At 53.5% G+C, this 22,697-nt stretch carries 19 protein-coding genes; 14 read left to right on the top strand and 5 right to left on the bottom strand.

Annotation, left to right across the window (positions count from 1 at the left end):
- The first annotated feature begins 190 nt into the window (after nt 1-190).
- From mlaF to murA, 7 genes are all read left to right on the top strand, one after another.
- Complete coding sequence (gene mlaF, locus SJI19_RS07305; protein ID WP_323477765.1) at nt 191-1,000, top strand: phospholipid ABC transporter ATP-binding protein MlaF; 810 nt, start codon at nt 191-193, stop codon at nt 998-1,000.
- Between the two features lie 7 nt (nt 1,001-1,007).
- Complete coding sequence (gene mlaE / locus SJI19_RS07310; RefSeq protein ID WP_323477602.1) at nt 1,008-1,793, top strand: lipid asymmetry maintenance ABC transporter permease subunit MlaE; 786 nt, start codon at nt 1,008-1,010, stop codon at nt 1,791-1,793.
- A 4-nt stretch (nt 1,794-1,797) separates the two neighbouring features.
- Nucleotides 1,798-2,328, top strand: coding sequence for an outer membrane lipid asymmetry maintenance protein MlaD (gene mlaD, locus SJI19_RS07315; RefSeq protein ID WP_323477603.1), 531 nt, complete (start codon nt 1,798-1,800; stop codon nt 2,326-2,328).
- Nucleotides 2,329-2,342: 14 nt separating this feature from the next.
- Nucleotides 2,343-2,984, top strand: coding sequence for a phospholipid-binding protein MlaC (mlaC, locus tag SJI19_RS07320; protein WP_323477604.1), 642 nt, complete (start codon nt 2,343-2,345; stop codon nt 2,982-2,984).
- On the top strand, nt 2,977-3,285 hold the full coding sequence (gene mlaB, locus SJI19_RS07325; protein ID WP_323477605.1) for a lipid asymmetry maintenance protein MlaB: 309 nt from the start codon (nt 2,977-2,979) through the stop codon (nt 3,283-3,285). The genes mlaC and mlaB overlap by 8 nt, the downstream gene beginning before the upstream one ends.
- 92 nt (nt 3,286-3,377) lie before the next feature.
- Nucleotides 3,378-3,638, top strand: coding sequence for a BolA family iron metabolism protein IbaG (gene ibaG / locus SJI19_RS07330; protein ID WP_323477606.1), 261 nt, complete (start codon nt 3,378-3,380; stop codon nt 3,636-3,638).
- 76 nt (nt 3,639-3,714) lie between these two features.
- A complete protein-coding gene (gene murA / locus SJI19_RS07335; RefSeq protein WP_323477607.1) occupies nt 3,715-4,974 on the top strand; it encodes a UDP-N-acetylglucosamine 1-carboxyvinyltransferase in 1,260 nt (419 codons plus the stop codon).
- A gap of 146 nt (nt 4,975-5,120) precedes the next feature.
- Here murA and degS read toward each other — a convergent pair whose 3' ends face one another.
- From degS to zapG, 3 genes are all read right to left on the bottom strand, one after another.
- Nucleotides 5,121-6,188 (bottom strand): outer membrane-stress sensor serine endopeptidase DegS, encoded by a 1,068-nt coding sequence (gene degS, locus SJI19_RS07340; RefSeq protein ID WP_323477608.1) that lies wholly within the window; start codon nt 6,186-6,188, stop codon nt 5,121-5,123.
- Between the two features lie 186 nt (nt 6,189-6,374).
- Nucleotides 6,375-7,751 carry a serine endoprotease DegQ gene (gene degQ, locus SJI19_RS07345; protein WP_323477609.1) on the bottom strand — a complete coding sequence of 459 codons (1,377 nt, stop codon included), beginning with the start codon at nt 7,749-7,751 and terminating at the stop codon, nt 6,375-6,377.
- A 202-nt stretch (nt 7,752-7,953) separates the two neighbouring features.
- Complete coding sequence (gene zapG, locus SJI19_RS07350; RefSeq protein ID WP_323477610.1) at nt 7,954-8,358, bottom strand: Z-ring associated protein ZapG; 405 nt, start codon at nt 8,356-8,358, stop codon at nt 7,954-7,956.
- Nucleotides 8,359-8,603: 245 nt separating this feature from the next.
- Between zapG and zapE the strand changes: the two genes are divergently transcribed.
- The 5 genes from zapE to sspB all read left to right on the top strand — a co-directional run bounded on the left by zapE (nt 8,604) and on the right by sspB (nt 12,447).
- Complete coding sequence (gene zapE / locus SJI19_RS07355) at nt 8,604-9,740, top strand: cell division protein ZapE (protein ID WP_323477611.1); 1,137 nt, start codon at nt 8,604-8,606, stop codon at nt 9,738-9,740.
- 400 nt (nt 9,741-10,140) lie between these two features.
- Nucleotides 10,141-10,569: a 50S ribosomal protein L13 gene (gene rplM / locus SJI19_RS07360; protein WP_162366274.1), complete on the top strand. Its 429-nt coding sequence runs from the start codon at nt 10,141-10,143 to the stop codon at nt 10,567-10,569.
- Nucleotides 10,570-10,584: 15 nt separating this feature from the next.
- Entirely contained in the window at nt 10,585-10,977 is a 393-nt protein-coding gene (rpsI, locus tag SJI19_RS07365; RefSeq protein WP_162366275.1) for a 30S ribosomal protein S9, read from the top strand.
- 328 nt (nt 10,978-11,305) lie between these two features.
- Nucleotides 11,306-11,947, top strand: coding sequence for a stringent starvation protein SspA (sspA, locus tag SJI19_RS07370; protein ID WP_323477612.1), 642 nt, complete (start codon nt 11,306-11,308; stop codon nt 11,945-11,947).
- Between the two features lie 2 nt (nt 11,948-11,949).
- Complete coding sequence (sspB, locus tag SJI19_RS07375; RefSeq protein WP_323477613.1) at nt 11,950-12,447, top strand: ClpXP protease specificity-enhancing factor; 498 nt, start codon at nt 11,950-11,952, stop codon at nt 12,445-12,447.
- Between the two features lie 128 nt (nt 12,448-12,575).
- Here the strand turns inward: sspB and SJI19_RS07380 are convergent, their stop codons facing one another.
- Both SJI19_RS07380 and gltB read right to left on the bottom strand, forming a co-directional pair.
- Nucleotides 12,576-13,994, bottom strand: coding sequence for a glutamate synthase small subunit (locus tag SJI19_RS07380; RefSeq protein WP_323477766.1), 1,419 nt, complete (start codon nt 13,992-13,994; stop codon nt 12,576-12,578).
- Nucleotides 13,995-14,004: 10 nt separating this feature from the next.
- Entirely contained in the window at nt 14,005-18,465 is a 4,461-nt protein-coding gene (gltB, locus tag SJI19_RS07385; protein ID WP_323477614.1) for a glutamate synthase large subunit, read from the bottom strand.
- Nucleotides 18,466-19,139: 674 nt separating this feature from the next.
- Here gltB and SJI19_RS07390 point away from each other — a divergent pair.
- Nucleotides 19,140-20,063, top strand: coding sequence for a TIGR01212 family radical SAM protein (locus SJI19_RS07390; protein WP_323477615.1), 924 nt, complete (start codon nt 19,140-19,142; stop codon nt 20,061-20,063).
- 184 nt (nt 20,064-20,247) lie between these two features.
- A complete protein-coding gene (gene arcB, locus SJI19_RS07395; protein WP_323477616.1) occupies nt 20,248-22,596 on the top strand; it encodes an aerobic respiration two-component sensor histidine kinase ArcB in 2,349 nt (782 codons plus the stop codon).
- Nucleotides 22,597-22,697 lie beyond the last annotated feature (101 nt).

Below are 22,697 nucleotides of genomic sequence, written 5' to 3' on the forward strand. Positions count from 1 at the left end.
CTGCAGCTTGAAAGATAAAGGTCTACCCGATAGATTTCGAGCGGCAGGAAGGCGGCAAGGGAGAGAATCCCGATGAGCTTACATCGGTAAGTGATTCGGGTGAACGAGTGCAGTCAACGCATCTGCAGCTTGAAAGATAAAGGGTATATAGGCAATGGGTTTGGGCGAGGATGCAATGGGTAGTGACAACATGAATCAGGCTGAGCATTTGGTCGACATTCGCGGTTTGAGTTTTCGCCGCGGCGACCGACCCATTTTTGATAACATTTCATTGCAGGTTCCGCGCGGCAAGATTACCGCTATTATGGGGCCGTCTGGTATCGGTAAGACTACCCTGTTACGCTTGATTGGCGGGCAATTGCCGCCGGATAGCGGCGAAATCTGGTTTGATGGCGATAATATTCCCGCCTTGTCGCGCCGCCGTTTATATGAGGTGCGAAAAAAAATCAGTATGCTGTTCCAGTCCGGTGCGCTATTCACCGATATCAACGTGTTTGAAAACGTGGCGTTCCCGCTGCGCCAGCATACGCGTCTGCCGGAAGTCATTTTGCGCAGCACCGTGTTGATGAAGCTTGAAGCGGTGGGGTTGCGCGGTGCGGCATCCCTTATGCCTGCCGAACTCTCTGGCGGCATGGCACGCCGCGCCGCCTTGGCGCGTGCCATTGCCCTGGATCCGGAATTGATCATGTTTGATGAACCTTTTGGCGGGCAAGACCCTATTGCGATGGGCGTGCTGGTAAAACTTATTGATGAATTAAACCACGCGCTGGGGGTGACTTGTATCGTGGTTTCGCACGATGTTCCCGAAGTATTGAGTATTGCTGATTATGCTTATATTGTAGCTGATCAGCAGGTTATCGCTCAGGGTACCCCGTCTGAGCTGCGGGCAAACCCCGACCCGCGTGCGCGCCAGTTTCTCGACGGTATCGCCGATGGTCCCGTGCCGTTTAATTTTCCTGCCCGCGACTACCAATCACAGCTTTTAGGTTTAGGGAGTTGACCTAGCCATGCTACTACAACAAGCATTGGCGTCGTTGGGACGCCGGGGCATTAATGTCTGTCACGCCTTTGGGTGCTCGGGCTTAATGCTGTTTAACGCGCTGGTGGGTAAACCCGATTTCCGCCAGCAGTGGCCGCTGCTGTTAAAACAGCTCTATAACGTTGGGGTACAATCGTTAATTATCATTATTGTCTCCGGTCTGTTCATTGGCATGGTGCTTGGGCTGCAGGGATATATCATCCTCACCACTTATGGCGCTGAAGCGAGCTTGGGAATGATGGTCGCGCTGTCGTTGCTGCGTGAACTCGGCCCGGTGGTCACCGCCTTGCTGTTTGCCGGGCGGGCGGGGTCGGCGTTGACCGCCGAAATCGGTCTGATGAAGGCTACCGAGCAGCTATCGAGTCTGGAAATGATGGCTGTGGATCCGTTGCGACGGGTTGTGGCGCCGCGTTTTTGGGCTGGTGTTATCAGTATGCCGTTACTGACGGCAATATTCGTCGCGGTGGGCATCTGGGGCGGTGGCATGGTGGGGGTAGATTGGAAAGGCATTGATAGCGGTTATTTCTGGTCCGCCATGCAAGGTGCGGTGGAGTGGCAGCAGGATTTGGTTAATTGCCTGATAAAAAGCGTTATTTTTGCCATTACGGTGACCTGGATAGCGTTGTTTAACGGCTATGATGCGATTCCTACCTCTGAAGGCATCAGCCGAGCGACTACCAGAACGGTTGTCCATGCGTCCCTGGCGGTGTTGGGACTGGATTTTGTGCTGACAGCACTGATGTTTGGGAATTGAGTTAATGCAAACGAAAAAAAGTGAAATCTGGGTCGGCGTTTTTATGATTATCGCCATGCTCGCAGTTATTTTCCTGTGTCTCAAAGTCGCGGGTATCCACTCGGTGGGCAAGATGGCCTCCTACCGTATTTCCGCGTCCTTCGATAATATCGGTGGACTGAAAATCCGTTCGCCGGTGAAAGTGGGCGGTGTGGTGGTGGGACGAGTGGTGGATATCGCTCTGGATCCTAAAACCTACACGCCACGGGTAACCATGGAGATTGATAAGAGGTATAACCATATTCCCGATACCAGCTCTCTGGCTATCCGCACCTCTGGACTGTTGGGCGAGCAGTATCTGTCACTGAATATTGGTTTTGAGGACCCGGAAATGGGAACGTCTATTCTTAAGGATGGTGGCGTTATCCAGGACACTAAATCAGCGTTGGTTTTGGAAGATCTTATTGGTCAATTCTTATATAAAGGCGGCACCCCTAACCCGACGAGTCCGGCAGAAACCAAAGCCCCGGCCGACGCCATCCCGGCAGTTCACTAAGAGGAATACAGATAATGTTTAAACGATTATTGATGGTGGCCTTGTTCGCTCTGGCCCCCCTGGTGAACGCGCAGACGGTTGACCAGACCAATCCCTACGCATTGATGAACGCGGCGGCGGATAAAACCTTTACCCGACTGAAAAACGAACAAAGCCAGATCCACCAGGATCCCAACTATCTGCGTACCGTGGTGCGTGAAGAACTGTTGCCTTATGTGCAGATAAAATATGCCGGCGCACTGGTGCTGGGCACCTATTATCGCCAAGCGACGCCGGCGCAGCGCGACGCTTATTTTAAGGCTTTTGAATCCTATCTGGAGCAAGCCTACGGTCAGGCACTGGCCATGTACCACAACCAGACCTATCAGGTGGCCCAGCCCAAACCCATCGGTGACGCCACCATCATCGCGATTCGGGTGCTCATCATCGATCAGGGTGGACGGGCGCCGATACGGTTGGATTTTCAATGGCGTAAGAACAGCCAAACCGGGCATTGGCAGGCGTTTGATATGATTGCCGAAGGGGTAAGCATGATCACCACCAAGCAAAATGAATGGGCCGCAACACTGCGTCAGACCGGTATTGACGGGCTGACCAAGCAATTATTGGCGGCAGCAGCGCAACCTATTACGCTGGATAAGCAAAATAATGGCTGAGCCCCTGTCATGGCAAACACAAGGTGAGACGCTGTTCCTGCAGGGTGAATTAGATCGGGTCACGCTGTTGTCGTTATGGGAGCAGCGCGAGAACCTGCTGCAGGATATTCATTTTCTGGATGTATCGCGATTGGATCGGGTGGACTCCGCAGGTGTGGCCATGTTGCTGCATTTATACGCTTTGCAGGAGCAGCGGGGCGTTGCCCTGACTCTGACCGGCGTCACGGAAAAATTACGCACTCTCATCGCGTTGTATAAGCTGGATAATATCCTTCCCTGCGCCGACGATAGCCCTGTCTGACGCGTTCATTCATCGAATGCCTGTTTCAGATAGCGATGGATTCCTCTAATATGTCGGCTTGATACCTGAACCATGAAAAAGATTTGACCCTTATGGAAAACCACGAAATTCACGAAGTACTGATGAATACCAGTGAGCTGGCGTTACAGGAAGCTCATGTAACGGGCGATGGCAGCCATTTTCAGGTAGTTGTCGTCAGCGAACGGTTTGCCGGTATGAGCCGGATAAAAAAACAGCAGGCGGTATATGCCCCCTTAAAGGAGTATATCGCGGACAATCGTATACATGCGCTTTCCATCAAGGTCTATACCCCTGATGAATGGCAGCGCGATCGTAAATTAAACGGTTTTTAAGCGGCTGAACCGGTCGTTCACGACCGGTATATCGACGTTCGACAGCCCAGTCCCCGTTAAATAGAGAGCAGTTGTGATGGATAAATTTCGTGTCCAGGGTCCAACCCGGTTAAGTGGTGAAGTGACAATCTCCGGCGCTAAAAATGCCGCGTTGCCGATTTTGTTTGCTGCGCTGCTGGCTGAGGAGCCAGTGGAAATTCAGAATGTGCCAAAGTTAAAAGATATTAATACAACGATGCAACTGCTCAGCCAGCTCGGTGCAAAAGTAGAGCGTAATGGGTCGGTACACGTCGACGCCAGCGGCGTTAATGTGTTCTGCGCACCGTACGAACTGGTGAAAACGATGCGTGCCTCCATCTGGGCTCTGGGTCCGCTGGTGGCGCGATTCGGCCAAGGCCAGGTTTCATTGCCCGGTGGCTGCGCCATTGGCGCCCGACCGGTGGATTTACATATCTCCGGCCTGGAACAACTGGGCGCGACCATCAAGCTCGAAGAGGGTTACGTCAAGGCATCGGTGGATGGTCGATTGCGCGGTGCTCACATCGTGATGGATAAAGTCAGTGTCGGTGCGACCGTTACCATTATGAGCGCCGCCACGCTGGCGCAAGGCACCACGATTATTGAGAATGCCGCCCGCGAGCCGGAGATTGTTGATACCGCCAATTTCCTGATCACCTTGGGCGCGAAAATCAGCGGTGCCGGCACGGATAAGATTACCATCGAAGGGGTGGAACGTCTGGGCGGCGGCGTCTATCGCGTGTTGCCTGATCGGATTGAAACCGGCACCTTTTTGGTAGCGGCAGCCGTTTCCGGCGGACGCGTGGTGTGCAAGTCCACCCGGCCGGATACGTTGGACGCTGTGCTGGCCAAGTTGCGCGAGGCCGGGGCTGATATTGAAACCGGTGCAGATTGGATAAGCCTCGACATGCACGGTAAACGGCCGAAAGCCATCACGGTGCGCACCGCGCCCCACCCGGGTTTTCCCACCGATATGCAGGCGCAGTTCAGCCTGTTGAATCTGGTGGCCGAAGGCACCGGCGTCATTACTGAGACCATTTTCGAAAACCGCTTTATGCACATACCCGAACTGATTCGTATGGGCGCACGGGCGGAAATTGAAAGCAACACCGTCATTTGTCACGGGGTTGAAATGCTGTCGGGCGCTCAGGTGATGGCCACCGATCTACGTGCCTCAGCCAGTTTGGTGCTGGCGGGCTGTATTGCAGACGGTGTCACGGTGGTGGATCGTATCTACCATATCGATCGTGGTTACGATTGTATCGAAGCCAAACTGCGCAAGTTGGGTGCTAACATCGAGCGTATCAGCGGCGAATAATGAATAAACGCCGTGGCCGGGGGAGCGTCAGCGATGACGCCCTACTGGCCACGGCTGACGTGTGTTTTAGGGTACCAACGCCAGCACGGTTATCCTCGGTGCTGGCTTCTACGGCAATACAACCGGCAGTGGTCGCTCACGCGCTATCAATTGGTCGCCGGATACTCCTGAACAGTCACCTGTAAGGTCAATTTGGTGCCGTTGCGCATTATCACCACCGGGATCACCGAACCGGGCCGAATTTCCGCCACCTGATCCATCGTTTCTATAGCAGAGACCGCCGGCTTATTGTTGACGTTGAGGATAACGTCATTAACCTGGATACCCGCTGCGGCTGCGGGGCCACCCGGGGTGACCTCATTGACAATAATGCCTTGTATCCGATCCATATTGGCGGCGGTGGAGTGCAACGGTGCCACTTCACGCCCGCTAATGCCGATATAACCGCGGATCACGCGTCCGTCGCGGATCAGCTTATTCATCACTTTGATTGCCAGCGCGGAAGGAATGGCGAAACCTATACCCTCTGGTGTCTCCCCATTATTGCTTTTATCGAACGACAGGGTATTGATACCCACCAGTTCACCCAGTGAATTGATCAGCGCGCCGCCGGAGTTACCGCGATTTATCGACGCATCGGTTTGCAGGAAGTTCTGACGGCCGGATGGACTCAGGCCGATACGGCCAAGGGCGCTGATAATACCCTGGGTCACGGTCTGCCCCAGGTTATAGGGGTTGCCGATGGCCATGACGACATCGCCGATATGCGGCGCGCGCTTGAGATTGATTGGAATAACCGGCAGATTATTGGCGTCAATTTTTAACACTGCCAGATCGGTAAGGCTATCAGAGCCTACCAGTTGCGCCTCATACACCCGGCCGTCCTGCAGCGCCACGATAATCTGTTCGGCATCATTGATCACATGCTTATTGGTAAGCAGGTAACCCTTTTGGTTCATGATCACGCCGGATCCGAGGGTATGAATTTCCAGCGCGTTGTGGGAGGAGGCGTTCATGCTACGGTTATAAACGTTTACTACCGCTGGTGCGGCGCGGCGAACTGCCGGGTTATAGCTGGCCGGAGACTCGTCATCGCTGCTCGAAAGGCCCGCCAACAGATCGCCCGTGGTGGAACGCAAGGAAGGCAAAGTGAGCAGCAAAATGCCTGCGATGATAAGACCGAAAATAACCGCGCGTAAAAGCTTAACCAGCATGATATCCAAATCGAGTAATGGGATTAGCTGTAGGGTAGCATGAGTTGATATGACAACCCCACGTCTCGTGGTCTGTTCACCCGTTATCTTTCAAGCTGTGGGTGTGTTGACTACACGCATTTACCCGAATCACTTTGCAAACTTATCGGGATTCATTCGTTTGCCGCTTGCCCACAGCTCAAAATATCAACGTAATAACAGAAAAATACTCTCGTCGCCACGCATGATATTCATGGCCATTACCGCCGGTTTGGTATCCAGGACCTTGCGCAGTTCAATGATATTGTTCACCCGGCTGCGGTTGATGCCGATGATCACATCCCCTTTCTGCAGGCCGATTTGCGCAGCCGGCGTATCTTTAGCCACATCGTCTATCATGATGCCTTTGGTGCCGTCTTTTAACTGGCCGTTGCTCAGGGATGCGCCCTGCAACGATGGGGTCAAAATTTCCGCACTGCTGGTGGTCGCGGCGCTGTCATCCAAGGTGACGGTAACATCCACTGGCTTGCCTTCGCGCAGCAACCCGAGCTTGATCGACTTGCCCGGCGCCGTCGTACCGATGGTCACCCGCAGCTCGGCAAAACTGGTGATCGCCTTGCCTTTGATAGAAACAATGATATCGCCGGCCTTTATACCTGCCTTCGCCGCAGCGGAATCGGGCAGCACTTCATTGACAAAGGCACCGCGCTGAACATCGATATTAAACGCCTTCGCCATATCGGCGGTCATGTCGCTGCCCTTAATCCCTAACAGGCCACGTTTGACGGTACCAAATTCGATTAACTGCTGGCTGAGGTTTTTCACCATGTTGCTTGGTATGGCAAAACCGATACCGATATTGCCACCACCGGGCGCCAGAATGGCAGTATTGATGCCAATAAGTTCGCCATTGAGATTAATCAGCGCACCACCGGAGTTGCCACGATTAATTGAGGCATCGGTCTGGATGAAATTTTCCAGTCCTTCAAGGTGTAAACCGCTGCGTCCCAGCGCTGAAACAATGCCGGACGTTGCTGTTTGTCCCAAGCCGAAGGGGTTGCCCACCGCGACGGCAAAATCACCTACCCGCAAGTCATCGGAATCGGCCATTTTTATTTCAGTCAGGTTTTTCGGATCGGGCAGTTGCAGCAGCGCCAGATCGGTCTGTTTGTCGCTCCCCACCAGCTTGGCCTCGAATTCGCGGCCGTCATTGAGCTGGACCTTAATCTTATTTGCGCCGTTGACCACGTGGTAATTGGTGATCACATAACCTTTGGCAGCGTTAATGATGACGCCGGAGCCCAAGCCCTCAAATGGGCGGGAATCTCCCTGTGATTGATCGCTGGGGCCGTTCGGTCCGAAGAAATATTTAAATTCTTTCGGCAGATTCTGTTGCTGTACCGGTTGGGTACCTTCAACATGAACGCTGACCACTGCGGGAAGCACTTTTTCCAGCATAGGAGCCAGGCTTGGCATCGTCTGTCCGGGCACTGTGGCCGGCAGCGCCGCTTCAGCGGGCACCATCGAGGTCAGGCCGAGTGTGATACAAAGGGCTAGCATGCTTAATAAAGGTGTTGTTTTCATTAAACTTGTTACTCTCTTACTGTCCGTGAACGACGCCATTAATCAAAAGCCTTGTTAAAACGCCACCTTGAGATACTTTATGACCTTTCCACTGCGGTTAAAGTTCAGTGCCCCCGCGGGAAATCGGTACTGGCGGGCGCGGGAAAATCACTAAATCCTGTCGATATAGCATTGCAGGCAAGTGACTCTCGATACCCTCATATTACTTACGGGGTGGCCGTGTGGTTCTCAGCAGTCCAGACGCGCTTTCTGGATAATCTCTGGGTTGCATTCCCGCCGGAATTTGATCGTTATCGGCTTCCGCTTCGGTCAGGCGGTAGTGAAACGGGTTTTCTTCTCCGGGCAAATTCGGCAGCAGACTGCTGGAGCCTTTGGCCATATGTTGATACAACTGACGGTAGTCATCGGCCATGTTATCCAGTAGTTCCGCGCTACGGGCGAAGTGACCCGTCAGTTCCAGGCGGTACTCTTCCAATTCTGCCTTGCTCTTTTCCAACTCGTGCTGCAGGGTTTGTTGCTGACGAAGTTTACGATTGCCAAACCGCATTGCGACTGCACCGATAATAATACCAACCACTAATCCAATCAGCGCATATTCCCAGGTCATAATGACTCCTTTAGTTGACTTCGTTGTCCCATGGGGATGTTCTCTATGCTACTCACTATAACCGTTTATCCCGCTACTGGGGAATCCCCATAGCGTCACCGGGTGAATGAAGGTCGTTAAACAGCGACGCAGCCACTATTTTACGCCCAAAATATCCTGCTATTGTGTTCCTGTTTGTCGCTGTTTAGTATGGAACCTCTAACAAAATCATAACAAATAATTGTTATCAGGGAATGTTGTCGACCATGCAAACCAGCTCGCCGTTGTCCCTTTATCAACATACGCTAGCTCAGGGGGAAGAGTATCAGGCCGACGCCGTACAGGCTGCGGCTATGAGCAGACTTGATGTTATCCATCGCCAACTCTTGGCCCGTCGCGCAGCAACCGTGCCAGCAGACCGCGGGTTACTGGCACGACTGAGTAAAAAACTGCTGGGCAAGCCCCCTGCCGATAACACCTTGACACCCGTGCGAGGCTTATATATGTGGGGCGGGGTGGGGCGGGGGAAAACCTGGCTGATGGATCTGTTTTTTCAGAGCTTGCCCGGGGATCGCAAACTGCGTCTGCATTTCCACCGTTTTATGTTGCGCGTCCACGAAGAAATGAACCGTCTGCAAGGTCAAGCCGATCCGCTGCAAATCGTCGCTGACGGGTTTAAGGCGCAAACGGATATTCTCTGTTTTGATGAGTTTTTTGTCTCCGATATTACCGATGCCATGCTGTTAGGTACATTGATGCAAGCACTCTTTGCTCGGGGCATTACGCTTGTCACCACCTCCAACATTCCCCCAGATGAGCTGTATCGCAACGGTCTGCAACGCGCACGGTTCCTACCGGCGATTGAGCTCATCACCCGCCATTGCGAGGTCATGAATGTGGACGCGGGCATTGACTATCGATTGCGCACTCTTACCCAAGCCCGTATCTACCTAACCCCCCTCAACGACCAGACTGCCCATGAGATGCACGGCATTTTCACCCGCTTGGCGGGAGAAAATACCACCGCCGCGCAGGTGCTGACCATCAATCATCGGCCGATGCCCATCCTGGGCGCCCGCAATGGCGTGGTGGCGGTCAATTTCAACACGTTGTGCGCCGATGCCCGCAGCCAAAACGATTATATTGCACTCTCACGCCTCTATCACAGCGTACTACTGCATAATGTCCACGTGATGGGGTCCGATGACGAAAATACCGCCCGACGCTTCGTCGCGCTGGTGGATGAGTTTTATGAGCGTCAAGTCAAACTGATCATAGCTGCCGCTGTGCCGATGGACAATTTATACCAAGGGAACTTGCTACGTTTTGAATTTAAGCGCTGCCTGTCGCGCCTGCGCGAGATGCAAAGTGAGGAGTATTTGGCGCAACCACACCGTCCATAGCCGTCATCTTTCACGCTGCAGGGGGCGTTGGCTATGCGCGTTCACCCGGGTCACTTACTGGAGTAAGCTCCCCGGGGTTCTCTTACTTGCCGCCTACCTGCAACGCGAAATCTATAGGCTATTTGCCGTCATCTTTCACGCTGCAGGGGCGTTGGCTATGCGGGGAGCGTTGGCGTATTTGGCGAATATCGTAAATAACAGTCGACCTTTGCCCTGGTCTTCTCTATAATCTCGCGACCCCACGTTACAAGAAGTTTTTTTCCCAAAAACTTCGATCGCGCCAGCAACGGCTATTCGAAGGGGTAGGTTTGCTGGACTAGATAGCCGTGTGAGCCTCATAACTGTTCATTGAAGCGTTTGGGTGTTCACCAACGTGTAACTTAAATTGGGTAAGCTTTTAATGAAAACATTTACAGCAAAACCAGAAACCGTAAAACGCGACTGGTATGTTGTCGACGCCAGCGGTAAAACCCTGGGTCGTCTTGCAACCGAACTGGCTAGTCGCCTGCGCGGGAAGCATAAAGCGGAATTTACACCGCATGTTGATACCGGTGATTACATCATCGTATTGAACGCTGAGAAAGTCGCCGTGACCGGCAAAAAGCGTACCGATAAGATTTATTATCATCATACCGGTTTCATCGGCGGTATTAAAGAAACGACCTTTGAAGAGATGATTGCCCGCCACCCTGAGCGTGTGATTGAAATCGCGGTTAAAGGCATGCTGCCAAAAGGCCCGCTGGGTCGTGCAATGTATCGTAAACTGAAAGTTTACAAGGGTACCGAGCACAACCACGCGGCTCAGCAACCGCAAGTTCTGGACATTTAATCGGGATTATAGGCAATGGCTGAAAATCAATACTACGGCACTGGTCGCCGCAAAAGCTCCTCCGCACGCGTCTTCATGAAGCCGGGTAGCGGTAATATCGTCATCAACCAGCGTAGTCTGGATCAGTACTTCGGTCGCGAAACTGCCCGCATGGTAGTTCGTCAGCCGCTGGAACTGGTAGACATGGTTGAAAAACTGGATTTGTACATTACCGTAACTGGTGGTGGCATCTCCGGTCAGGCAGGCGCCATTCGTCACGGTATCACCCGTGCGCTGATGGAATATGATGAATCGCTGCGCGCAGAACTGCGTAAAGCCGGTTTCGTCACTCGCGATGCCCGTAAGGTTGAACGTAAGAAAGTCGGCTTGCGTAAAGCACGTCGTCGTCCGCAGTTCTCCAAACGTTAATTTCCGGCTGTTTTTTACAGCTAGCAAAGCCCGGCACGGTCCGGGCTTTTTTATTGATCTAGCATTGATTTAACGCCAATAATCTGATTGCGTCGTTTTATTCGTCGCGATTTGCCACTCGCCATCCCCCTAAACACGCAAAAATCTGGTAAACTGTTAAGCACTTTTATGCCTGTTTACTTAGGTGGCGTTTTGTCATGGCGCGGTAGGAGCAATTTACTGCGTGAGCGATGGACAAACTGACGATAGGTTAACGGTCAAACATTTCAGGATAGTAGCCGGCTAATATGGCTATTCGCGGTATTTTCTAGATAACTTGGAGGTTTTCATGGCTGTCGCTGCCAACAAACGTTCGGTGATGACGCTGTTTTCTGGCCCGACCGACATTTTTAGCCATCAAGTACGCATTGTACTGGCGGAAAAAGGTGTCAGTGTCGAAATTGAGCAGGTAGAGCTGGATAATCTACCGCAGGACCTGATTGACCTCAACCCTTACCGCACGGTGCCGACTTTAGTCGATCGCGAGCTGACATTGTATGAATCACGCATCATCATGGAATACCTTGACGAGCGTTTTCCTCATCCTCCGCTAATGCCGGTATATCCTGTGGCGCGTGGCAGCAGTCGTTTGATGATGCACCGTATCGAAAGTGACTGGTACTCCTTGATGCGCAAGATCGAGAACGGCAGCCACCAAGAAGCGGACAGCGCACGTCGTCAACTGCGTGAAGAGTTGCTGGCGGTGGCACCGGTATTCAATGAAGCGCCCTATTTTATGAGTGAGGAATTTAGCCTGGTTGACTGCTATCTAGCACCGTTGTTGTGGCGTTTGCCGCAGATGGGCATTGAGGTGTCAGGCGCCGGAGCCAAGGAACTGAAAGGTTACATGACACGTGTCTTCGAGCGTGACGCGTTCTTGGCTTCATTAACCGAAACTGAGCGCGAAATGCGCCTGCAAACCCGGGGTTAAGCATGGAAGTCTCTCAGCTAACGCCGCGTCGCCCTTATTTGCTGCGGGCGTTTTATGAATGGCTGCTGGACAACCAGTTGACACCTCATCTGGTGGTGGATGTCTCGGTGGAAGGTGTCTCGGTGCCGATGGAATTCGCCCGTGATGGACAGATTGTGCTTAATATTGCTCCGCGTGCGGTGGCTAATCTTGAGCTGACCAACGCCGAGGTGAGTTTTAACGCGCGTTTCGGTGGCATACCCCGTCAGGTCAACGTGCCCATCGCCGCGGTATTGGCCATTTACGCTCGGGAAAACGGTGCCGGCACCATGTTCGAACCAGAAGTGGGTTATGAGCAGAACGGCGTGGCGGAAGATGACTCAACGTTGGATAGTGGCCCGGAAACCGTTATGTCGATTATTGACGGCGATCGCCCCGATGTCAGTGACGAACATGACTCCGACGACGAACCTCCTACACCACCACGTGGTGCCCGTCCGTCGCTGCGGGTGGTGAAGTAGTCGGCTCACCATAGGTCATTCCGGTATTGCCAGAGCGTGTTGCTGGCGGTTAACGGCGTGACATCACCTAACGTGCAAACCTTGATTTTCCCGCCCCTGTTGGGCGGGAAACATTCCACTCAATCGTCCTACACTTCCAGATAGTTCATGATACCCTCAGCGGCCTTACGGCCTTCGGCGATAGCCGTAACCACCAAATCCGACCCCCGTACCGCATCACCACCGGCAAAGATCTTCGGATTACTGGTTTGGAATGCTGTTTCGCAATTTTCCGGTGCGATGATCCGCCCCTGACCATCCAGCTCAACGCTAAAGTCGGCCAACCATTCCATATTATGCGGGCGAAAGCCAAACGCCATCACCACTGTATCGGCGGGCAGGATATGCTCAGACCCGGCCACGATGTCAGCCCGGCGGCGACCCTTTGCGTCCGGTTCACCCATCATCGTATGCACCATCTTCACGCCACTGACATTACCGGCGCTATTGATTTCAATACTGACTGGCTGCAGGTTGAACATAAATTCAACCCCTTCTTCGCGAGAGTTTTTCACCTCACGCCGAGAGCCGGGCATATTTTCCTCATCGCGACGATAGGCGCAAATCACATGGGCGGCACCTTGGCGAATGGATGTGCGTACACAGTCCATGGCCGTATCACCGCCGCCGAGTACCACTACCTGCTTGCCGGCCATACTGACGTACGGCGCGGATTCCGGATTTTCATATCCCATCAGTTGCTTGGTATTGGCGATCAGGAACGGTAGGGCATCCACTACCCCCGGGGCGTCTTCATTGTCCAGCCCGCCGCGCATGGATTGATAGGTGCCGACACCCAGGAATACCGCGTCAAATTCGCCCAGCAGGTCGCTCATTTGGATATCCCGTCCTACCTCGGTATTGAGGCGAAACTCGATACCCATCTCGCTAAAGATTTCCCGTCGTTTGATCATCACCTCTTTTTCCAGCTTGAACGACGGGATGCCAAAGGTCAGCAGACCGCCAATTTCTGGATGACGATCAAAAACTACCGCCTGCACACCGTTGCGGGTTAGCACGTCGGCACAGCCTAGACCGGCAGGGCCGGCACCGATAATCGCCACCCGTTTACCGGTGGCGACAATGCCGGACACGTTGGGTCGCCAGCCCATTTCGATGGCTTTATCGTTAATATAGCGTTCAATATTGCCGATAGTCACCGCGCCGAATTCGTCATTCAGCGTGCATGAGCCCTCACATAACCGGTCCTGTGGACAGACCCTACCACAGACTTCCGGTAGGGTATTTGTCTGGTGCGACAGCTCTGCTGCTTCGATAATCCGCCCTTCGTTGGCCAGTTTCAGCCAGTTTGGAATATAGTTATGTACCGGGCATTTCCATTCACAGTAAGGGTTGCCGCAGGAAATGCAGCGATCCGCCTGTGCTTTTGACTGCGATTCCGAAAACGGTTCGTAGATTTCCACAAATTCAATTTTCCGAATCTTCAGCGGTTTTTTCGGCGGATCTACACGCTGCAAGTCGATAAATTGATAAACATTTTGACTCATCATTAACCTCTTACTGCGCTTGCACGCGAAGCTCTGCCGCAGAACGGCTGCGGTGACCCAGCAACGCTTTCACATCACTTGATTTTGGTTTTACCAGTGTAAATTTGGATGCCCAGGCTGGCCAGTCAGCCAGAATTTCTTCACCACGATTGGAGCCGGTGAGCTGGACGTGTTCGGTGATCAGGCCGCGCAGATGCTCTTCATGGATGGCCAATTGCTCGACGTCCAGCACTTCCACCAATTCGCTATTCACCCGTTTGCGGAAGTCGCCTTCCTCATCGAGCACATACGCGAAGCCACCGGTCATGCCCGCGCCGAAATTGACGCCGGTACGGCCCAGAACACAAACGATGCCGCCGGTCATGTATTCACAGCCATTGTCACCGATACCTTCCACTACCGTGATGGCGCCGGAGTTGCGTACGGCAAAACGTTCACCGGCTCGCCCAGCGGCATACAGCTTGCCACCGGTAGCGCCATACAAACAGGTGTTGCCGATAATCGTTGCTTCATGACTACGGAATGCCGAACCTACCGGTGGACGGATCACAATGCTGCCACCGGCCATGCCCTTGCCCACGTAGTCGTTGGCGTCGCCGGTTAGGGTCAGCTCAACGCCACCGGCGTTCCATACGCCGAAACTCTGGCCTGCGGTGCCGGTAAAAATGACTTTGATGGGGTCAGCGGCTAAGCCCTGATCGCCATGCAGTGCGGCGATGGCGCCAGACAGGGAAGCGCCCACCGAACGATCGGTATTATGGATGTCGTAATAAAATGTCTTGCTCTGGCGTTTTTCCACATACGGCATCGCCTGTTCCAATAAGGTCTTGTTCATCAGCCCCTTATCGAACGGTGGATTACTGCCCTCGGTGCAATATAGCGCTTTACCGGGATGCGGCGTTGCGGTCTCCAGCAGTGGCGAGAGATCCAGCTTGTGCTGGCGTGCGGAGATGCCGTCCAGTTCGAGCAGCAGATCGGTACGTCCAATCAGATCCACTAGCCGGGTGACGCCCAGTTCGGCCATGATTTCGCGGGTTTCCTGGGCAATAAAACCAAAGTAGTTGGTTACCAGCCCGGGCAGACCGTGGTAATGGTCGCGGCGCAGTTTCTCATCTTGGGTGGCCACACCGGTGGCGCAATTATTCAGATGACAAATTCGCAGGTATTTACAGCCAAGGGCCACCATTGGCCCGGTGCCGAAACCAAAACTTTCCGCGCCAAGGATCGCCGCTTTGATAATGTCTCGACCGGTTTTCAGGCCGCCATCCACCTGCAGGCGGATCTTATGGCGCAAACCATTGGCCACCAGGGCCTGCTGGGTTTCCACCAGACCGAGTTCCCACGGACAGCCGGCATACTTCACCGAAGACAGAGGACTGGCGCCGGTACCCCCATCGTAACCGGCGATGGTGATCAAGTCGGCGTAGGCTTTTGCCACGCCGGTGGCAATAGTGCCAACGCCAGGTTCCGAAACCAGCTTGACCGAAATTAGCGCCTTTGGATTGACCTGTTTTAAATCGAAAATCAGCTGAGCCAAATCCTCGATAGAATAGATATCGTGATGGGGTGGTGGTGAAATCAGCGTGACGCCCGGCACCGAATAGCGCAGCTTAGCAATATAGGGCGTGACTTTATCCCCAGGCAACTGTCCACCTTCGCCCGGTTTTGCCCCTTGGGCCACCTTGATTTGGATCACATCAGCGTTGACCAGATAGGCCGGTGTCACGCCAAAACGTCCCGAGGCTACCTGCTTGATCCGCGACACTTTATTGGTACCGTAGCGCTTGGGATCTTCTCCGCCCTCACCGGAATTGGAGAATCCGCCCAGGCTGTTCATGGCCTGCGCCAGTGATTCATGCGCTTCCGGACTGAGTGCGCCGATGGACATGGCCGCCGTGTCGAAGCGCTGGTACAGATTTTCCGCCGGTTCCACCTGGTCAAGGGATACCGCCTGGCCGTTGGGCTTGATGGCCAGCAAATCGCGCAGCATAGCGATGGGCCGTTCATTCACCAGCTTGGCATAAAGCTGATAATCACGGTATTCGCCGCTTTTCACCGCCAATTGCAGGGTTTTGACCACGTCTGGATTGTAGGCATGGTATTCACCGCCGTGAACATATTTCAGCAGACCACCCTGATCCAAAGGCTTGCGCTTGAGCCAGGCGCGTTTTGACAAATTACGCAGATCTTGTTCAAAATCACTGAAACTGGCGCCGCCGATACGGCTCACCACACCCTGGAAACAGAGCGCGGTGAGTTCACTGTGCAGCCCCACCGCCTCAAACAGCTTGGAACAGCGATATGAGGCCACGGTGGAAATGCCCATTTTGGACATGATTTTGTACAGGCCTTTGTTGATGCCGTTGCGGTAATTGAGCATCACGGTGCGATAATTTTTTTCAATGGTGCCGTTGTCGATCAACGCCGCCAGCGTTTCATAGGCCAGGTAAGGATAGATAGCCGTAGCGCCAAAACCAATCAATACCGCAAAATGGTGTGGGTCGCGGGCACTGGCGGTCTCGACGATCAGGTTCGCGTCACAGCGCAGGTTTTTTTCCACCAGTCGGGTATGAATCGCCCCTACTGCCATCGGTGCTGGCACCGGTAGGCGGTTAGGGGAGATCACCCGGTCGGTCAGCACCAGCAGTACCGTACCCTGGCGAACTTTTTCTTCGGCGTCGTCGCACAGTTTTAACAGTGTTTGATGCAAATCGCGTTCACTTGGATCGTAGGTAATATCCAGCTTATCTGCCTGATAGTGCCGGCCTTCTTGCGTGGTTAACTGGGTAAAATCGGAATACAACAAGATTGGCGATTTAAATGCCAAACGGAATGCCTGACCCTCGGCCTCACAAAATACGTTCATTTCCCGGCCGATACAGGTGGCCAAGGACATGACATGGGCTTCGCGCAGTGAGTCGATAGGGGGATTGGTTACCTGGGCAAACTGTTGACGGAAGTAATCATAGATGACGCGCGGGCGGCTTGACAGCACCGCAAACGGCGTATCGTCCCCCATAGAACCGGTCGCCTCCTGACCGTTTTCACCGAGCACCCGTAAAATGGAATCCAGCTCTTCATTCGAGTAGCCAAACTGCTTTTGATAGGTTTCGAGCAGCGTATCATCCAGCTCACGGTGGCCAACCTGGTCGTCGGATAACTCTTCAAACGGCGTCAGGCGACGGACATTCTTTTCCATCCACTCCTTGTAGGGATGGCGGCTCTTCAGATCGTCATCGGTTTCCGCCGAATGCAAAATACGTCCGTTGCGGGTATCGATCACCATCAGCTCGCCAGGTCCGACCCGGCCTTTTTCCACCACCTCGTCCGGCTGATAGTCCCAGATACCCACTTCGGATGCGCAGGTAATGAGCTTATCAGTGGTAATGACATAACGGGCTGGACGCAGACCGTTGCGATCGAGGTTACAGGCGGCGAAACGGCCATCGGACATCACCAGTCCGGCCGGACCGTCCCAAGGTTCCATATGCATGGAGTTGAAGTCGAAGAACGCCCGTAGCTCGGGATCCATATTGGGGTTGTTCTGCCAGGCCGGCGGCACCAGCAAACGCATGGCGCGGATCAAATCCATACCACCGCTGAGGAACAGTTCCAACATGTTGTCCAGAGAGCTTGAATCGGATCCGGTTTCATTGACGAAAGGCGCGGCATCCTGCAGGTCTGGGATCAATGGCGTTTTTAATTTATAAGCGCGCGCACGTGCCCACTGCCGGTTACCGGTAATGGTGTTGATTTCGCCGTTATGGGCCAGATAACGAAACGGCTGGGCCAGTGGCCAGCGCGGCACGGTATTGGTGGAGAAACGCTGGTGAAACAGGCAGATCGCCGATTCCAGCCGCAGATCCGCCAGATCCAGATAAAAGCGCGGCAAATCCGCCGGCATGCACAGACCTTTATAGATGGTCACCAAATTCGACAGGCTGCAAACATAGAAACTGTTGTCGGTCACGCGCTTTTCGATACGGCGGCGTCCCACATATAACCGACGCTCCATATCCCGCGGCTGCCAACCGGCTGGGGCATTGACGAAAATTTGCTCGATACGCGGTAGGGAGGACAATGCGATTTCACCCAGAACATCAGCATTGATCGGAACTTCACGCCAGCCGACGATCGACAGCGTTTCGTTTTGCAGTTCTTCTTCCACAATACGGCGGCTGGCGCGCGCTTCTTCTTCATCCTGACTCAGAAAAATCATGCCGACCGCGTAGTTTTTCGCTAATCGCCAGCCGCGTTCCTGAGCGACAATGCGATAGAAACGATCGGGTTTTTGTAACAATAGCCCGCAGCCGTCGCCGGTCTTGCCGTCGGCAAGGATCGCACCACGATGCTGCATGCGGGCCAGTGCGTGGATCGCCGTCCGGACCACTTTATGGCTTGGCTCGCCTTCTATATGGGCAATTAGGCCGAAGCCGCAGTTGTCCTTCTCTTGGGATTCATCGTACAACATATCGTGGACCTCCCCAGGCTCCAGGTGACTCTCACAACCTACTGCGAGAAGGCGTATCGGTATTGAGCGGCTGCGGATTAATCTCCTGCTATTCCACTCTGCGGACAACCTTATCGTGGCGGTATTACTAGTGATAAACGACTTGCTTTAAGAAGGAGTCTTCATAACTGCATAACTATGACGAGTCGTTGGCCCGTCCAGAATTCTTCCAGCGGCCTTCCAAATTAACGACAAACCACACGCAGGTCAAATATCTCCGTTAACGGCGTGTAAGTAGGCTAATATATATTTAACTTGTTGAATAAGTTTATTTTATTGCTATTTTAACCCGACTTAACGTGCTGCGCATCGCTCCTGATAATATGCGCTGTCTCACTATAGTGCAGCTCAACAATCTCTGCACCATGCTAGTGCTGCGCTCCAGACTAGCAGTATGTGCTGGTTATGGCTTTTTTTACCATTTATGACACTGTTTTGCCCATACAGTGACAATATGAATAATTTACCCGGTGGAGATAAGAACTATTAATTCCTATCTGATGATTTAATTTTCACATTATACGCATAAATATGCAGGTGAACTACAGCCAACCATCCGAATTGATCGATATCATCACAGCCATCGACCCGATGGGATAGCCTATACCGCCTTATCGGGTCAGGACAGATAGAATATGCAGTTGCTCCAGGTAGTCAATATGTTTGGCGGCGATCTCCTGCGCCGCTATGGCCAGAAAGTCTTTAAACTCTCGTTACATGGCGGATTTAGCTGTCCTAACCGCGACGGCACTTTGGGGCGTGGGGGCTGTACATTTTGCAATGTCGCGTCGTTTGCGGATGAACAACGTCAGTTTGACAGTATTGGCGAACAGCTTGACGCACAGCTTGGTCGTGTTGATCGGGCCAAACGCTATCTGGCCTACTTTCAGGCTTATACCAGTACTTATGCAGAAGTTGAGGCGTTGGACCACCTGTATCGCCAAGCGCTGACGCGGGCGGACATCGTGGGTATCTGTGTGGGTACCCGTCCGGATTGCGTGCCGACGGAAGTGCTGGATCTGCTGGCGGGTTACCGGCGGCAGGGGTTTGAGGTCTGGTTAGAACTGGGACTGCAAACCGCACAGGATAAAACCCTGCATCGGATTAACCGGGGTCATGATTTTGCCTGTTACCAGCGCGCGGTAACCCAGGCGCGTCAACGGGGCCTGAACGTGTGTACCCACCTTATTGTTGGCCTGCCGGGCGAGACGGCCGACCACTGCTTATCAACCTTGGAACAGGTGCTGACGGCAGGGGTAGATGGCCTAAAACTGCATCCGTTGCTGGTGGTGGAAGGCAGTATCATGGCCAAAGCCTGGCGGGCCGGACGGTTGCACACGCTGTCGGTTGAGGATTATACCGCCATCGCTGCAGACCTGATCCGCCATACGCCACCCGACGTGGTGTTTCACCGTATTTGCGCCAGCGCACGGCCACCGACCTTGCTCGCCCCGTTATGGTGCGCCAATCACTGGACCGGGATGAACGCCCTGTACAATAACCTGCTGGAGCACGGTGGGCAGGGTGCCGCACGAGGAAAACCCTTTCAACCAGCTTAGGCGTTCTATGTCAGGCAACACGCGCAACGGGCCTAGGGGGCGAGCGCCAGACGTCACCTTCAATTGGCCCGGGCGTCCACGCCTGGCAAAAGCGTCCGGTTGAGCACAGGTTCTTGGTACAGATACCCGTTCAAAAACCTAATTTTACGGTATGATTGAGGCCTGGACATTCAAGGAAACCGCTATGAAGCAAATCCGCCTGCTGGCGCAATATTACGTCGATCTCATGGTCAAGTTGGGGTTGATTCGCTTTTCGCTGCTGTTGGCGTCGGCGCTGGTGGTCCTGGCGATGATCGTGCAGATGGCCGTGACCATGCTGCTGCACGGCGAGGTGGAAAGAATCGATGTGGTGCGCTCGATATTCTTTGGCCTGCTGATCACGCCCTGGGCGGTCTATTTCCTGTCGGTAGTGGTTGAACAATTGGAAGAGTCGCGTCAGCGGCTGGTCAAGCTGGTCGACAAGCTTGAGGAGATGCGCAACCGTGATCTACGACTTAACCAGCAATTGCAGGACAATATTGCCCATTTGAATCAGGAAATTGCCGATCGCGAAAAGGCAGAGGATGCGCGGGCGGGGGCCATCGCCAAGCTCACCGAGGAGATGGCGCGGCGGGAACAGGCGCAAGTCGAGTTGGAGCAACAGTCCTCACTGCTGCGCTCGTTTCTGGATGCCTCGCCGGATCTGGTGTATTACCGCAACGAAGACAAAGAATTTTCCGGCTGTAACCGGGCAATGGAATTGCTGGTGGGAAAAAGTGAAAAGCAGTTGGTGGGTCTGACGCCTCGGGAGGTTTACTCAGCGGAGATTGCGGAAAAAGTTATCGAAACCGATGAAAAAGTATTTCGCCATAACGTTTCTTTGACCTATGAGCAGTGGCTAATTTATCCAGATGGACGCAAAGCGTGTTTTGAACTGCGTAAAGTGCCCTTTTACGACCGGGTGGGCAAACGACATGGTCTGATGGGCTTTGGCCGCGATATAACCGAACGTAAGCGCTATCAGGACGCACTGGAGAATGCCAGCAGGGAAAAGACCACCTTCATCTCAACCATCAGCCACGAGCTGCGCACGCCGCTTAACGGCATTGTGGGACTCAGTCGTATTTTACTTGATACCCAGTTGGACAATGAGCAACAGAACTACCTGAAAACCATCCATGTCAGCGCCATTACGCTTGGCAATATCTTCAACGATATTATCGAAATGGATAAGCTGGAACGGCGTAACGTTCAGTTGGATAACCAACCGCTGGATTTCACTGCCTTCCTGGCGGATTTGGAAAACCTTTCTGGATTGCTGGTGCAGCCGAAAGGCCTGACGCTGGTTATGGAGCCTGAGCCCGAGCTGCCGGGCAATATCATTGCCGACGGCACCCGGTTGCGCCAAATTCTCTGGAACCTGATCGGCAATGCCGTGAAGTTTACCCTGCATGGCAACATTACTATTCGTATCCGGCGTGGTGCTGAGTACATGTTGTTCTTCGACGTGCAGGATTCCGGCATCGGTATTCCCGATGATGAGCAAGACAAGATTTTCGCCATGTATTACCAGGTTAAGGACCAGCGTGGTGGTAAACCCGCCACTGGCAGCGGCATTGGGCTGGCGGTGTCTAAACGCTTGGCGCAGGCCATGGGGGGGGATATACAGGTCACCAGTCGTCCGGGCGAAGGGGCCTGCTTTACCTTGTCGATTGTGGCCCCCGATGGACAATTGCCGGCATCGGATAACGAGGACGATCTGCCGCTGCCTGCATTAAACGTGTTGTTGGTGGAAGATATTGAGCTGAATGTGGTGGTCGCACGCTCGGTGTTGGAACGATTGGGCAGCAGCGTGGATGTGGCCATGAACGGTCACGATGCGCTGGCAATGTTTGACCCTGATGAATACGATCTGGTGTTGTTGGATATCCAACTGCCGGATATGACCGGACTGGATATTTCGCGGGAACTGCGCCGGCGTTACCAAGGACAACACCTGCCGCCATTGATTGCCCTGACTGCCAATGTGTTAAAAAACAAACAAGAGTATCTCGACGCAGGCATGGATGACGTGTTGAGTAAACCGCTGGCGGTATCTGCACTCACTGACATCATTCAAAAATATTGGGATCAACCGGCAGGCAAACCGCAGGACACGTCGGACATTGCGCTCGCCGCACCGCTCGCCCAGAATGTGCTTGATACTGCAATGCTGCAGCAGTACATGGAGTTGGTCGGGCCGTCGCTGATCCATGAGGGCCTGGCCATGTTCGAAAAAATGATGCCGGGATATATGGCGATTTTATCGAACAATATGACGGCACGCGATCGTGACGGCATTACCGAAGAGGGGCATAAAATTAAAGGTGCTGCGGGTTCCATTGGGTTGGTACACCTCCAGCAATTGGCGCAGCAAATCCAGTCGCCGGATTTACCGGCCTGGTGGGATAACGTCCAGGAATGGGTGGATGAACTCGATCACGAATGGCGAAATGATGTGCAACGCCTGCGCGATTGGGTAAAGCATGCAGAAAAAACCGTGGTAAAAAAATGACCCCGACCTATGTCGGGGTGCGCGAAGGTTGCGCCAACACCAGGGAAAGCGATACTTATCATTGTGATTAGCTGTTTTATGCCCGTTATCTTTCACGTTGC

The organism is Acerihabitans sp. TG2 (genome assembly GCF_035013185.1).
GTDB lineage: Bacteria > Pseudomonadota > Gammaproteobacteria > Enterobacterales > Enterobacteriaceae > Acerihabitans.

Excerpts from the sequence above, each read along its gene's own strand:
- mlaF (WP_323477765.1), top strand. The coding sequence starts at position 191 with ATGAATCAGGCTGAGCATTTGGTCGACATTCGCGGTTTGAGTTTTCGC.
- mlaE (WP_323477602.1), top strand. The coding sequence starts at position 1,008 with ATGCTACTACAACAAGCATTGGCGTCGTTGGGACGCCGGGGCATTAAT.
- mlaD (WP_323477603.1), top strand. The coding sequence starts at position 1,798 with ATGCAAACGAAAAAAAGTGAAATCTGGGTCGGCGTTTTTATGATTATC.
- mlaC (WP_323477604.1), top strand. The coding sequence starts at position 2,343 with ATGTTTAAACGATTATTGATGGTGGCCTTGTTCGCTCTGGCCCCCCTG.
- mlaB (WP_323477605.1), top strand. The coding sequence starts at position 2,977 with ATGGCTGAGCCCCTGTCATGGCAAACACAAGGTGAGACGCTGTTCCTG.
- ibaG (WP_323477606.1), top strand. The coding sequence starts at position 3,378 with ATGGAAAACCACGAAATTCACGAAGTACTGATGAATACCAGTGAGCTG.
- murA (WP_323477607.1), top strand. The coding sequence starts at position 3,715 with ATGGATAAATTTCGTGTCCAGGGTCCAACCCGGTTAAGTGGTGAAGTG.
- degS (WP_323477608.1), bottom strand. The coding sequence starts at position 6,188 with ATGCTGGTTAAGCTTTTACGCGCGGTTATTTTCGGTCTTATCATCGCA.
- degQ (WP_323477609.1), bottom strand. The coding sequence starts at position 7,751 with ATGAAAACAACACCTTTATTAAGCATGCTAGCCCTTTGTATCACACTC.
- zapG (WP_323477610.1), bottom strand. The coding sequence starts at position 8,358 with ATGACCTGGGAATATGCGCTGATTGGATTAGTGGTTGGTATTATTATC.
- zapE (WP_323477611.1), top strand. The coding sequence starts at position 8,604 with ATGCAAACCAGCTCGCCGTTGTCCCTTTATCAACATACGCTAGCTCAG.
- rplM (WP_162366274.1), top strand. The coding sequence starts at position 10,141 with ATGAAAACATTTACAGCAAAACCAGAAACCGTAAAACGCGACTGGTAT.
- rpsI (WP_162366275.1), top strand. The coding sequence starts at position 10,585 with ATGGCTGAAAATCAATACTACGGCACTGGTCGCCGCAAAAGCTCCTCC.
- sspA (WP_323477612.1), top strand. The coding sequence starts at position 11,306 with ATGGCTGTCGCTGCCAACAAACGTTCGGTGATGACGCTGTTTTCTGGC.
- sspB (WP_323477613.1), top strand. The coding sequence starts at position 11,950 with ATGGAAGTCTCTCAGCTAACGCCGCGTCGCCCTTATTTGCTGCGGGCG.
- SJI19_RS07380 (WP_323477766.1), bottom strand. The coding sequence starts at position 13,994 with ATGAGTCAAAATGTTTATCAATTTATCGACTTGCAGCGTGTAGATCCG.
- gltB (WP_323477614.1), bottom strand. The coding sequence starts at position 18,465 with ATGTTGTACGATGAATCCCAAGAGAAGGACAACTGCGGCTTCGGCCTA.
- SJI19_RS07390 (WP_323477615.1), top strand. The coding sequence starts at position 19,140 with ATGCAGTTGCTCCAGGTAGTCAATATGTTTGGCGGCGATCTCCTGCGC.
- arcB (WP_323477616.1), top strand. The coding sequence starts at position 20,248 with ATGAAGCAAATCCGCCTGCTGGCGCAATATTACGTCGATCTCATGGTC.